Origin of the sequence: Evansella clarkii, from assembly GCF_002019695.1 — a bacterium.
Classification (GTDB): Bacteria; Bacillota; Bacilli; order Bacillales; family Salisediminibacteriaceae; genus Evansella; species Evansella clarkii.
In genome coordinates this window covers 3,745,203-3,757,989 of record NZ_KV917376.1, presented here as the reverse complement: position 1 = coordinate 3,757,989, position 12,787 = coordinate 3,745,203, and the positions used below count along the sequence as shown (strand labels likewise).

General features: G+C 37.6%; 15 protein-coding genes. 11 read left to right on the top strand and 4 right to left on the bottom strand.

The window, feature by feature from the left end; genetic code table 11:
- Positions 1 to 71 precede the first annotated feature (71 nt).
- A complete protein-coding gene (locus tag BK582_RS27685; RefSeq protein WP_078596300.1) occupies positions 72 to 344 on the bottom strand; it encodes a hypothetical protein in 273 nt (90 codons plus the stop codon).
- 92 nt (positions 345 to 436) lie between these two features.
- A complete protein-coding gene (locus BK582_RS27875) occupies positions 437 to 574 on the bottom strand; it encodes a hypothetical protein (protein WP_244895503.1) in 138 nt (45 codons plus the stop codon).
- 175 nt (positions 575 to 749) lie between these two features.
- Here BK582_RS27875 and BK582_RS17615 point away from each other — a divergent pair, with 175 nt between their 5' ends.
- The 9 genes from BK582_RS17615 (at position 750) to BK582_RS17580 (ending at position 9,534) form a co-directional block, all read left to right on the top strand.
- On the top strand, positions 750 to 1,193 hold the full coding sequence (locus BK582_RS17615; protein ID WP_078596299.1) for a HEAT repeat domain-containing protein: 444 nt from the start codon (positions 750 to 752) through the stop codon (positions 1,191 to 1,193).
- A gap of 79 nt (positions 1,194 to 1,272) precedes the next feature.
- Positions 1,273 to 2,718: a DEAD/DEAH box helicase gene (locus BK582_RS17610; RefSeq protein ID WP_078596298.1), complete on the top strand. Its 1,446-nt coding sequence runs from the start codon at positions 1,273 to 1,275 to the stop codon at positions 2,716 to 2,718.
- Positions 2,719 to 3,003: 285 nt separating this feature from the next.
- The gene (locus BK582_RS17605; RefSeq protein ID WP_078596297.1) at positions 3,004 to 3,204 is read left to right on the top strand and encodes a cold-shock protein; all 201 of its coding nucleotides are present in this window, start codon (positions 3,004 to 3,006) and stop codon (positions 3,202 to 3,204) included.
- Positions 3,205 to 3,430: 226 nt separating this feature from the next.
- A complete protein-coding gene (locus BK582_RS27190) occupies positions 3,431 to 3,574 on the top strand; it encodes a hypothetical protein (protein WP_169911101.1) in 144 nt (47 codons plus the stop codon).
- Between the two features lie 522 nt (positions 3,575 to 4,096).
- Positions 4,097 to 4,591, top strand: a complete 495-nt coding sequence (locus BK582_RS17600; RefSeq protein WP_078596296.1) for a hypothetical protein — start codon at positions 4,097 to 4,099, stop codon at positions 4,589 to 4,591.
- Positions 4,592 to 5,361: 770 nt separating this feature from the next.
- The gene (ilvD, locus tag BK582_RS17595) at positions 5,362 to 7,032 is read left to right on the top strand and encodes a dihydroxy-acid dehydratase (RefSeq protein WP_078596295.1); all 1,671 of its coding nucleotides are present in this window, start codon (positions 5,362 to 5,364) and stop codon (positions 7,030 to 7,032) included.
- 558 nt (positions 7,033 to 7,590) lie between these two features.
- A complete protein-coding gene (locus tag BK582_RS17590; protein WP_078596294.1) occupies positions 7,591 to 7,992 on the top strand; it encodes an Rrf2 family transcriptional regulator in 402 nt (133 codons plus the stop codon).
- Positions 7,993 to 8,026: 34 nt separating this feature from the next.
- The gene (locus BK582_RS17585) at positions 8,027 to 8,935 is read left to right on the top strand and encodes an NAD(P)/FAD-dependent oxidoreductase (protein WP_078596293.1); all 909 of its coding nucleotides are present in this window, start codon (positions 8,027 to 8,029) and stop codon (positions 8,933 to 8,935) included.
- Between the two features lie 23 nt (positions 8,936 to 8,958).
- Positions 8,959 to 9,534 carry a class I SAM-dependent methyltransferase gene (locus BK582_RS17580; protein ID WP_078596292.1) on the top strand — a complete coding sequence of 192 codons (576 nt, stop codon included), beginning with the start codon at positions 8,959 to 8,961 and terminating at the stop codon, positions 9,532 to 9,534.
- Positions 9,535 to 9,763: 229 nt separating this feature from the next.
- Here BK582_RS17580 and BK582_RS17575 read toward each other — a convergent pair whose 3' ends face one another.
- Together BK582_RS17575 and BK582_RS17570 are read right to left on the bottom strand one after the other, a co-directional pair.
- A complete protein-coding gene (locus BK582_RS17575) occupies positions 9,764 to 10,534 on the bottom strand; it encodes a VOC family protein (RefSeq protein WP_078596291.1) in 771 nt (256 codons plus the stop codon).
- A gap of 391 nt (positions 10,535 to 10,925) precedes the next feature.
- Positions 10,926 to 11,645 (bottom strand): MerR family transcriptional regulator, encoded by a 720-nt coding sequence (locus BK582_RS17570; RefSeq protein WP_078596290.1) that lies wholly within the window; start codon positions 11,643 to 11,645, stop codon positions 10,926 to 10,928.
- Between the two features lie 168 nt (positions 11,646 to 11,813).
- Between BK582_RS17570 and BK582_RS17565 the strand changes: the two genes are divergently transcribed.
- Together BK582_RS17565 and BK582_RS27185 are read left to right on the top strand one after the other, a co-directional pair.
- Positions 11,814 to 12,224, top strand: a complete 411-nt coding sequence (locus tag BK582_RS17565; protein WP_078596289.1) for a VOC family protein — start codon at positions 11,814 to 11,816, stop codon at positions 12,222 to 12,224.
- 209 nt (positions 12,225 to 12,433) lie between these two features.
- Positions 12,434 to 12,574 carry a hypothetical protein gene (locus tag BK582_RS27185; protein ID WP_169911099.1) on the top strand — a complete coding sequence of 47 codons (141 nt, stop codon included), beginning with the start codon at positions 12,434 to 12,436 and terminating at the stop codon, positions 12,572 to 12,574.
- Positions 12,575 to 12,787: the final 213 nt, after the last annotated feature.

Below are 12,787 nucleotides of genomic sequence, written 5' to 3'. Positions count from 1 at the left end.
TCTTTTAATCTGTTTCAACTTGTTCGTTAATTTCTTTAAGACGTTCATAAAAGCTATTAAGCTGTACTTTTTCATATTCGGTTAATTGTAATTTCATTTGCTTCTTGTATTGCTCCTTTTGCTTGCTTTTTTTGTCCTAAAGATGCAAAAACCTCAGCTTGCAGAACTTTCGCCTTAAATAAAATATTACTATTAAGGCCGTCAGTGAATTTGCGAAATGCAACTTCTAATGTATTTCTTGCAGCAAGGAAATCTTCTTTTGAGCAGGCTAATCGATAAGCGGCAGCGTAGGCCTTTTCAAATTTTGATTCAAGTTCTCTTACTCGTTCATCTTCTGCTTCCATCAGTGTGGTTGAATCACCGAACGTTTCTCCAATGATGATGGTATTCTCACCAGGGTCCGTAATATTTACTCTCCAGTCTTCCGCTGTTTTGTTTATCCTGGAGATTCTTGGTATTCCTTTCGAAGGGTGTTTTCGATAAAATGGATAGGCAGACCAAACTGGGAGAAGCGTTCTAATACTTCTTCTGATTTTTCCCACCCACAATATCCTTGATGCTGGTGTGTCTGAATACCGATCGCATTGACCTTAACACCTGCATTCAGACAGCCGTCAATTAAAATTTCATAGTTAGCAGATGTATAAAGAGAGTGGCACCAGCATTTGGTTCCCTTGTCTTAGCGAACATTTCTTTAATATCTGTTAAGTATTTGGGCGAATATATAAAGAGAAGAGGGGGCAAATGAGTTGAGTAATTATGAAGAAAGAACAGATTTACCTGCGAATTTTGATGAGCTGAAAAAGTCCATCAACAGAACAGCAAATTGGCGGGAACGACTGGATGCGGTAGAAGAGTTAGGGAACTGGAAAACAAGAGAGACGATTGAACTGTTGAAATATAGTATGGCAGGTGATTCTGTCTATAAAGTTCGGGAAGCTGCATACCGTCAGCTTCTGGCCTTAGGAGAAAATGTATCGAAGCCGGAACCGAAGGAAGAAGATGCCGTTAAAAATACAAAAAAAATTCTTGTTCGCATAAAAAAGAGCCTGCCTAAGGATCATTCTTATGAAGAATTTAAAGAAAAACTGAAAAAGATGAGAATTGATGTGTATGATACTTATGAAGGAAATAAAGGTGAGGAATTTGATAAGTGGCTTGAGCAGTTGTGGTCTGAATTAAGGACAAGGTAATTTAAAGACTCCACCTGGAAAGCAAGTTTCTGAAGCAAAAGCCAACATTAACAATCACTATAAAAAATGGGGTTACGGTATGAGTGAACAAAGTTTTGATAAGTATCAGTTAAGTGAGGAAATAAATCGGGCACTTTCATTAATGAAATATGAAAAGCCCACAGAGGTTCAAGAGAAAGTCATCCCTTTAGCCATGAATAAGGAAGATCTGGTAGTTAAATCTCAAACGGGCAGCGGAAAGACGGCAGCATTTGGCATCCCAATATGTGAAATGATGCATTGGGAGGAAAGAAAACCTCAGGCGTTAATACTTACACCAACGAGGGAGCTTGCCGCCCAAGTTCGTGAAGATATCGCTAATATTGGAAGGTTTAAGCGGATTAAAGCTATTGCTGTTTATGGAAAAGAGCCATTCGCGAAACAAAAAGAGGAAATGAAACAAAGGAATCATGTTGTTGTTGGGACACCTGGCCGGGTACTGGACCATATAGAAAGAGAAACCTTAGCATTGGAGAAAATAAAGTACCTCGTTATTGATGAAGCAGATGAGATGCTGAATATGGGTTTTATCAACGATATGGAAGCGATTATTAAAGCACTTCCTGCTGGCAGGGTTACGATGGTGTTTTCCGCGACGCTGCCAAAAGATGTGGAAAATCTCTGTCATAAATATATGGAAAATCCCCGGCATATTGAGGTAGCGTCTTCAGGGATAACTACCGCTTCGATTGAACATCATTTGATTGAGGTTAACCCAAAAGAAAAGTTAACACTTCTTAAAGATATAAGCGTAGTGGAGAATCCGGACAGCTGTATTGTTTTCTGTAATACGAAAGAGAATGTGGATGCGGTGTTTTCCGAACTGGAGCGCGCTAATTTCTCTTGTGAAAAACTTCATGGTGGATTAGAGCAGGAAGACCGTTTTTCCGTAATGGATGGTTTTAAGAGGGGAAATTTCCGTTATCTTATAGCGACGGATGTAGCTGCCAGGGGAATTGATGTTGACAATGTAACTTTAGTCATCAACTATGACGTACCCATGGAAAAAGAAGGTTATGTTCACCGGACAGGAAGAACGGGCCGATCCGGTCATAAAGGAAAAGCGATTACGCTGGCAACACCAAACGATGGAAAATACCTTAAAGGAATCGAAAAGTACATTGGTTTTTCTATACCGGTCATGGAGGCACCACTTAAAGAGGAAGTTTCCAGAGGAAAAGCTGCTTTTGAGGAAAAAATGAGCGGCCGTCGAGTCGTCAGAAATAATAAAACAGCAAGGGTAAATAAAGATATTATGAAGCTCCATTTTAGTGGCGGGAAAAAGAAGAAGCTTCGGCCAGTTGATTTTGTTGGAACGATTGCCAATATTCCAGGGGTGACTGCAGAGGATATTGGGATTATCACTATCCAGGATGCGTTAACCTACGTTGATATTCATAATGGAAAAGGTTCGTTAGTGTTAGAAGCAATGCAACATACAACGATCAAAGGTAAAAAACTGAAGGTTAGTGCAGCCAGAAAATAGTGGAACAGTTCTATGGGGTATTCGGAAAAAGATGGGGCAACCCATAAGGACCTACACAAACTGATTCAAGATAACGAAGAATTGCTGTTAAGGTTAAATATCATAGTGAATGAGCTCGACTTATTTTTAAAAAGTTTGACTTTATGAATTTTAACTGTTATTCTTAATAAGAATTATTTTTGTTCGTGTCTTTAAGGAAAAATTAGTAAATATGCTTTTCTCCTTTGAAAACTGAGCAATAATAGTATTAAATAGTGGAAAAGATCCACACAGGAGGAAACAAACATGCAACAAGGTACAGTAAAATGGTTTAACGCTGATAAGGGATTTGGATTCATCGAGGTTGAAGGTGGAGACGATGTATTCGTACATTTCTCAGCTATTCAAGGCGAAGGCTTCAAAACTTTAGAAGAAGGCCAAACAGTTACTTTTGACGTAGAGCAAGGTCAACGCGGACCTCAAGCTACTAACGTTAACAAGGCATAATTATTAAAGGACTCTTTTATAGAGTCCTTTTTGTTTTCTTATTTTGACTGTCCGCCGCAAGCTGGTTCTTTAAAATATATGAATGAATTTCATATATAGATTAGACTTTGCATAAAAAAAGACGAGCATACTTTTCGATCACAGCGGAAGACGGCGGTGACTGTCTCTTCCTCTGCCAGCTTAGCTCTGGAGAATATCCGTCTAGACAACTCGATGCATTTGCGTGATGAAGATGCTCGTTCTTGCGGGAAAAGCATGGAAAGCTGAAAATCCATTTTTGACGGCGTTCAGCCGTCAAAAATTAGTTGAAGCCGTGCCCGCAGAACGCGTCCGTCTGAAGCGTAAATCGAACACCAAAGTAACATTTTAAGATAATGTTCGTATTAATTATGAATATCTTGAATTATGAAATTGATTCATATGTATAAAAAAAGCTGACTAATTAATGCCGAACCCTGATTAAAACTTAAAAATAGACCAAAGGAAAGAAAAGGTCTATATTTTCGTAATAAATGGATTAGACATTATAGCCAGCCTCAGAAACCAAAATATGATACAGGTGTTAAAATGGTTAGATAGAGCATACCATATTTTCGTCAAAAAACCTAATAAATTTTAAGTGTGATAATAATCTTTGATATGCTCCTAATAAGGTAGAACAGATAAAATAATTACTTTGTTGGTTTTTTTTTAAATGCCAAAGGAGAAAACTGTAAGAAACCATCCTGAGGGACAAGGGAACCAGTGGCTGTGTCCCGCTTTGGTGAGGAAGATGATTGTTTAACCAGGAGCAAATGAAAACCAGTTGAATGTGCAAGTAAGTTAGTGTATCTTTTGTTAATATCTACTAATGATATAATGAATTATTAAATTAGAATTATTTGGAGGAAATATGCTTACATTTGATCAAAAACTTGCGATTATCGAGTCTTTCCCAGAATTAGAACGTCGCGATGTTTCGCTAAATCGTGTTAATTTTCATTATGTGGGAGGCGACAGTGATAAAAAAAATGTCGTCTACCATCTGCACCCAAACGGAAATGGGTTTGTTTATGCTGCAACACTTAAAGTGCCGAAAAAAGATCCTAAAGGGATGGTTAACATCCGTGATTTTTCAGAAGAGGAATTACGTTCGATCATTCAACGCTCAATTGAGTCTCTGCAATCAAACGCAGTTAGTGAAGCAGAGGAAACTCTTCAAAATATTGATGAAATATGGATGGACAAAGAAGGACATAAGCTTACCATTATTCATGAAGATGACATGTGGAACGTCTATGCAGGTGAACAACTGGACGGAACGTTTCCATCGTATAATGAAGCGAAGCAATATCTACTTGAAGAAGGATTTAAGCCGAAGCGAAAGTTTGATAAAAAAATGAAATAATAATATTAACAGGGAAGAGATGGCCAGCAATGTGAGCATCTCTTCCGTCCTTACTCATTCTTTCGTGTAAGGATTTTTTTTGTACTAAATCACTACATTAATTACGATCACAATAGCTGAATAAGATTTTCGCTTTGTCCATAATAAACCGTAGACTAGATACTGTGCAGCATAGTCTTCATTCTAAAGTGACTTTGTGAAAGAATTTAAGAGTTTGAGAACAAGATGAACTCTTCAGACACGTTCACGCTCTTTACGCCTTATCTTGTCGGAAGATCCCCTAACTTCAGACTCTTTGAGGTGGTTGATCGATTTAATTGCTAAAGGTTGCTTATTTGGAATATGAAGAAATGCCAAAGTATTTACTGCGTAGTCATTCATGTATTTTACAACCAGAGATACCCCACAGAGAATGAGACCGATTCAATTTGTTTAACAGCGGCAAAGATTGATTGACTATATACTTTCTAAAAATAGCATTGATCTAAAGAAGGATTAATGCTTTTTTTGTTGAAGTATGTTGTGTGATATATATATATTCTTTATTTTTCAATAAAATTTTACAAAAATTCAGGATCTTTCAAGTTGAGGGGTTGTTTTTTCTAATTAAAGTAAACTTAATGTTTACTTGGAAGTGTAAGTTTGCAATTGGATGTATAGTGTATGTACTACCAAGATTGGTCAACGAGATACTTTAACTTGTTTTTAGATAGAATTATCTAGTTATACATATATTTTAAAAATATAAAGATGAAGGAGAATGTGTTCAAATGAGTAAAAATATTTCAAAAAGCCGTAGTTCAGTTTTTAACGATATTAACCGTGCCCCAAATCGTGCAATGATCAGGGCAATGGGGATTAATGACGAGGATTTTAATAAACCCTTTGTAGGAATTGCCAGCACATGGAGTGAAGTTACACCGTGTAACATGCATATTGATAAGTTAGCTCTAAAGACAAAGGAAGGAACTTTAGAGAATGGGGGAACTCCTTTTATTTTCAATACGATTACAGTATCAGATGGTATCTCTATGGGAACGGAAGGGATGCGTTATTCATTACCGAGTAGGGAAGTCATAGCGGATTCAATTGAAACAGTAATCGGTGCACAAAATTATGACGGTGTTGTAGCTATTGGTGGATGCGATAAAAATATGCCAGGATGTATGATTGCGATAGGGCGTTTAAATTTGCCGTCTGTATTTGTGTATGGGGGGACGATTCGACCAGGAAAAGCAGATGGGAAAGACATAGATATTGTTTCTGCCTTTGAGGCAGTCGGAAAATACAATAATGGAGATATAGACCGTGATGAACTACATAAAATTGAATGTCAGGCCTGTCCGGGAGCTGGGTCATGTGGCGGGATGTATACAGCAAATACAATGGCCTCGGCCATCGAAGCAATGGGAATGAGTCTGCCAGGAAGTTCTTCCAATCCAGCTGAAACGAAAGAAAAGTTAACAGATTGTACAGAAGCAGGCAAAGCAGTGATGAATTTACTGGATAAAGGGATTACTCCAAAGGATATTATGACTAAACAAGCGTTTGAGAATGCAATAACAGTTGTAATGGCTCTTGGTGGATCTACTAACGCAGTGCTCCATTTACTCGCTATTGCTCATACAGTTGATGTTGACCTTGAGCTAGATGATTTTGAGCGAATCAGAGAGCGTGTGCCGCATATTGCAGATCTTAAACCAAGCGGGCGATATGTTATGGAAGACTTGTCAGAAATTGGAGGCGTACCGGGAGTCATGAAATTACTTCTTGAAAAGGGGCTTCTTCACGGTGAGTGTATGACAGTTACTGGGAAAACACTCGAACAAAATCTTGCTGAAGTGGAACCATTAAGGGAAGGTCAGGAAATTATCTCTTTTGAAAATCCTAAGCGTAAAACAGGGCCTTTAGTTATTTTGAAAGGAAACCTGGCACCTGAGGGAGCTTTAGCAAAAATGTCAGGATTAAAAATAAAAGAAATAACCGGACCTGCTCGTGTGTTTGATACAGAAACAGATGCTACTAATGCTGTGTTAAACAATGAGATTAATTCAGGAGATATTATAGTAATCCGTTATGTAGGTCCCAAGGGTGGACCAGGGATGGCTGAAATGCTGTCTATTACTGCCATCGTAGTCGGAAAAGGTTTAGGCGAAAAGGTCGGTTTAATAACTGATGGGAGATTTTCAGGGGGTACACATGGATTAGTCGTTGGCCATATCTCTCCTGAAGCACAGGCAGGTGGACCAATAGCATTAATTAAAGAAGGAGATATGATAACGATCAATAGTAAGACTCAGGAACTCCAGGTCGATATTTCACCAGAAGAATTTAAGGTAAGAGCAAAGGAATGGTCTGCTCCACAACAAAATTTAAAAGGGTATCTTTCTAAATACGCACGTTTAGTTTCCTCTGCATCGAAAGGGGCAATAACAGATTAGTAATTTGTAATGCTGATTTGCAAGGAGAGCGGGATATAAGAAAAAGTAATATGCAGCAACGATACTGGCAATACACAATCATTGAAAGACGATTATGCTTAGCGTAATCGTCTTTCTTCTTACATAAAGAACACCTGGCCTAGCAAGATACGAAACTATCCTATTCTAAAAAAAATGTATTTATTGAAGTAATCCTTAGTTTACTAATAAAATCTAAGGAGAGTTGATTATTATGAACCAAGGAGAACAAATATTTATCAAATTTTGTCGCAGCTTTAAAAGAGTTGTACCCAACATCGAAGTTGAAAATACATAGAATAAATAGTCTACTGTTCTATCAGAGTATTATATTCGAAGAGTTGAGTTAGGTGAGGTTCATCCTGATCTTGAACGACCAAATAAATTTACTCTTCTTTGTAAAATATTGTATTTAAGGTAGCGGTGTTTAGTCGAAGTTTAAAGATTCTCTAGTTGACTTCCTTTAAGCCAGGTGATAAACTAAAACAAATTACAGACATTAAGAGTCTTTAATATCTTTTATGTCTAAGGAGGTTATGTATGAGATATTCAAACGCAACTAACTACGCTTTGCATACGATGGTCCATTTAATGCTGAAGCCTGGGGGGAGCTCAGTGGGAGTGCAGGAATTAGCCGAAATGCAGCATCTTTCCCCGACGTACCTTTCCAAGGTTTTAACCAAACTTGCGAAAGCGGGTTTGATTGAATCGACACCAGGAGCGAAGGGAGGCTATAAGATCTCCAGAACAAAACATGAAATATCCTTTTTGGATGTTATTCATGCGATTGAAGGAGAGACTAGCTTATTCGACTGCTCCATTCATCATGAAGGCTGCTTGATTGAGAACGTCATGAGACAGGCAGAAGAAAACATGAAAGATGAACTGGCATCAAAGCTTTTGATCGATATTGCTAAAGAGGCAGAATCGAATCAGAAATAAGTAATAAGTTAAATTTATAGAGGGAGTGAACAAAATGACATTAGACTGCGCTGTGATTGGCGGAGGACCGGCTGGATTGAATGCTGCTTTAGTATTGGGAAGGTCAAGACGGAAAACGATCCTGTTTGATGACAATAAACCGAGAAATGCGGTGACATCTGAGTCCCACGGGTTTATCACAAGGGATGGTATACATCCGCAGGAATTCAAAAGGATTGCCCAGGAAGAATTGAGCAGGTACCCGGATGTGAGGGTTGAACAGCATCGGGTGCATAGTATAAATAAAGAAAACAACTTGTTTCAAGTAGAAACAGAAAATGGGGAAGTTTACGGCGCGAAAAAGGTCATACTCGCCACCGGCTTTAAAGAAATCCTTCCAGATGTTCCACGGGTGAAAGAGTTCTATGGCAAGAGCCTGTTCAGCTGTCCTTTCTGTGATGGCTGGGAATTAAGAGATCGGCCGCTGGCAGTGATCACTGAAGATCAAAAGGCTTTTCATTTTTCGAAAGTGGTGTCCAACTGGACGAATGATCTAATTATTTTTACTAACGGCAGGAAAATCTTTTCGCTCGAAGAACAAGAATTGCTCAAAAACAATTGCATCAGTATTAATGAAAAGAAGATTTCCTCACTCAGTGGCAAAGAGGGGATGCTGGAAAAAGTCCAGCTTGAAGATGGAACCTCAGTGCTCCGTGAAGGAGGGTTTATCACCGCGGAATGGAAGCAGGCTGCTTCTTTTGATTCACTCGACTATACGTTAAATGAGCAGGGAGGGATTACAACTGACAGCTGGCAACGCACGAAAACAGAAGGGCTCTATGCTTGCGGTGATACGCGAATTGCCGGTCCTTCCCAGTTAATTATTGCGGCAGGGGAAGGTAGTATGGCCGCCATTGCTGTGAATGCAGCACTTATAGAAGAAAAATTCAGCCAGGAGATATAACAATAAAGAATAGGAGGATTTATATGATGCATCACTCGCATGGTAAGCACAGTAAAGGAAAAGTATCGTACTTGGAAAGTCCCGAACGAAGAAAGGAATTCTCTCCAGAACAACTGCTGAACATGATTCCTTTAAAAGAAACGGACAGCATGTTGGATTTTGGTGCTGGAACCGGTTATTTTTCCATCCCTGCTGCGAAAAGGATTAAGGGCAACGTATACGCATTAGATATCGATGCTGCTATGCTGGAAATAATCAATGAGAAAGCTTTGAAGGAACAGGTGACAAATGTTGTCACAGTGCAGGGGAGTATGGAGGCACTTCCTTTAGAAGATGGTTCTATCGATATCATTATTGCTTCTTTGGTCCTGCATGAAATTCAGCCACTCGCACCGCAATTACAGCAAATGAAAAACGTACTGAAAAAAGAAGGTTATCTAATCTGTCTGGAATTAGAACCAAAGGTAAGTGCCGGTAAAGCACCGAGAATTACCTTGGAAGGCATGGAGCGTGAAATGAACGAAGCAGGATTCAAAGTAACGGAAAAATTCTTTCCAGCAGAATCTCTATACATGCTAGTTGCACAGAAGACGGAGTAAGCAATTATTTTTTGTTTAATTAAAGACATTAGATGTCTCTAAAGTATTTAATTCTTTCTTCATAAAACACACAAATGATTTTACTGAACAGTACAACGATACTCTGCATGGAAAAATATTCTTTTACTTAGCATGTTAACTTTGTTTTAATATATTAATTTTTCTCGAGAGGTCTAGAGTAAAGAAGGTCTGCATTAATGCAGACCTTCTTTCTTTTAATAAAATGCGGCTAATCTGTTTCAACTTGTTCGTTAATTTCTTTAAGACGTTCATAAAACCTATTAAGCTGGACTTTTTCATGTTCGGTTAGTTGTATTTCATTTGCTTCTCGTATTGCTCCTTTTGCTTGCTTTTTTTGTCCTAAAGATGCAAAAACTTCAGCTTGCAGAACTTTCGCCTTAAATAAAATATCACTATTAAGGCCGGCAGTGAATTTGCGAAATGCAACTTCTAATGTATTTCTTGCAGCAAGGAAATCTTCTTTGGAGTAGGCTAATCGATAAGCTGCAGCGTAGGCTTTTTCAAATTTTGATTCAAGTTCTCTTACTCGTTCATCTTCTGCTTCCATCAGTGTGGTTGAATCACCGAACGTTTCTCCAATTATGATGGTATTCTCACCAGGGTCCGTAATATTTACTCTCCAGTCTTCCGCTGTTTTGTTTATCCGGGAGATTCTTGGTATGCCTTTCGAGGGGATTTTTCCATAATAGGCTTTCAAATTGGATTTTAAATCGGCAAATACCTCTTGAATATTAGGTACATAGATGTAACAACCACCCCTATTGCCATTTTCCTTAAAGTTTTTATTTCCGTAAAAGCCAAATTCTCCAATTCCTTCTTTAATAACAGAAGCAAAACGGTACGGTGCCTTCTGGTAGTAAATAATTTCAAACCCCAGAGCAGTATAAAATTCCAGATGATGATCAAATAAGTTGTAATCACATTCGAAAAGAGGGACAGAACGGTTACGGTTTTTTTCAACTAATTTTTCCTTATCCACCTAAACATCACATCCTTACATTTTCTATTCTTTTAAAAATTGCATACTACTCTTTCTATTCTATTAAATTGAAGCAAATGCTAAGGTTAGTGAATACAAAAGCCGTTAATTGGATGTTTAAAAAACTAAAGTAGTCATATACTTTAAAGTACTTCTTAAAGGGGGTTCATATTAATGGTAATTGCCAGGAATTTATAGTAGTTGAACATTTGAGAGTAATTGCTACCCTTCAAATCTTAGAGGAGTTATAAATAACAAAAAAACAATATTACAACTAATTAGCAAAGTGCGATAAGTGGCAAACGGGAACTGTCCCCGTTTGCCATTGGGAAATATGTAAGATGAAGGGGACCTAAAACAGCGCATAAACTCTTATAAAACTGTAAATGGATTATATCTCCTGTTCATCTTTTTTTGACACAACTTCCAGAAGATTTTGCAATGAAGCGATACCCCGAATTTGCTCAACAAGTGCCTGATCAATGTATTGAAGAGATTGAAGAGCCATTTCCTTCGTCCGAACAATGTTGTTTTTATCAATATCCGATAATACCTCACGAACAATATCCAGAGAGTAAACGACCCTTTGGACCGTCCGAATAATAAATACTCTTCTAATATCAGATGAGCTGTATATACGAAACCCACTTTCATTATGCCGTTCAGGTTCAATTAACCCTTCCTTTTCCCAATGCCGAATTGATGAAGGAGAGACATTAGCCTCTTTAGCCACTTCACCAATTGAGAAATAATCTTTGCCACGGTACTTTTTTATATCAGTCAATTCGTTGAACTCTTTAGAATCGAGTATTTCCACTGTTTTTTGTACTGTTTCCTTTTCGGTATAAAGATCAACTTGTGCTTTGTTAATTAGCCATAAGGCATCATGAATTTTCCTATTTATTATAAGTGGCATAATCTTTTTAACCAAATCCATTCCGAATCCAGCATTCAATGCACGTATACATTGAAAATATGCCTCATGTTCCTTTGTATAAATGCGGTATCCATTTTCTGCTCTCTCCACTTTTGGAATTAGTCCCCATGATTCATAATGCCTTAAGGCACTGGTGCTTATATTCAATTTCCTGGCAATTTCAATACCTTTCATAAAAGGTATCCTCCTTTACTTAACCTACAATTTAAAGTTAAAGTTCATGACGGGTTATAGTTATATAATATAATATTTTTAACGAAAAATATATGAAACATTAGCATTTGCATTAATATTATACTATAGAAAGGTAAGGTTAAAATTAATTTAAAAGGAGCGGATTTTATGAACAATCAACAAGTGGGCCAAACAATAGTACCTTATTTTATGGTACTGAATGCACCACAATTTATTGAATTTACTAAGAAGGTTTTCCAGGCAGAAGTAGTAAGAATTGATAAGTTGGAAGGCACAGAGGGTGTCATTCATGCAGAAATGAAAATAGGAAACAGTACCATATACTTTGCAGATACATCTGCAGATGGAAGCTGTGGCCCGGGAGTATGTGGAGATTTAAATAATGATGGTTTAGTTCCTATACAAATGTATGTTTTTGTGGAAAATGTTACTGATACTTACAAAAATGCAATTTCCCAAGGGGCAACCCCGTTAATGGAACCATCTGAAGAAACTGGTAATATGGGTGGTTTCGTTGACCCATTTCAAAATCTTTGGTGGGTTCAGGCAAAACAATAAATAATATTGATAAAAAGTTACAGACATCTTCAAGTAACGTAACTTTTGTATCGGAAGCTTATTTGAACGAATATGAAATAATATTGATGGCTGGAGTAAAATTAAGAGTTGCAGCTGCAACTCTTTTTTTCTGCCTGCAAAATAACCCAAGGTGTAAACTCCATGAAGAATGTTACAAGTATTTACTTAGAAAATAGGTGGGCGCATATATGTATGAACCGAAGATGAAAGAAACCGACAACAGTGTAATTGAATTCATTGAAAGTGAGGATAATGTAAAAGCCTTTAGGTCAGGCCAGTACCAAAGGCTTCTGGCAGAAAAAACCACCCGCTATTACGGGTGGTTTTGATTATAAAAGAAGTTTAGATAAAGCCGTGAACCAAGGATTAAAAGAACCAGAAAGAATCGTGGATCTTTTAATCCTAAAATTCCTCACAAATATATTGAAAAGAGTGAGGTTCTATGGTAAATTATATAAGTATGTGTTCACTTGTTGGAATTTAAACATACTTTTCCTACTATAACTATACAATACTATCGATGTGTTAGTCAACCCTTTTTA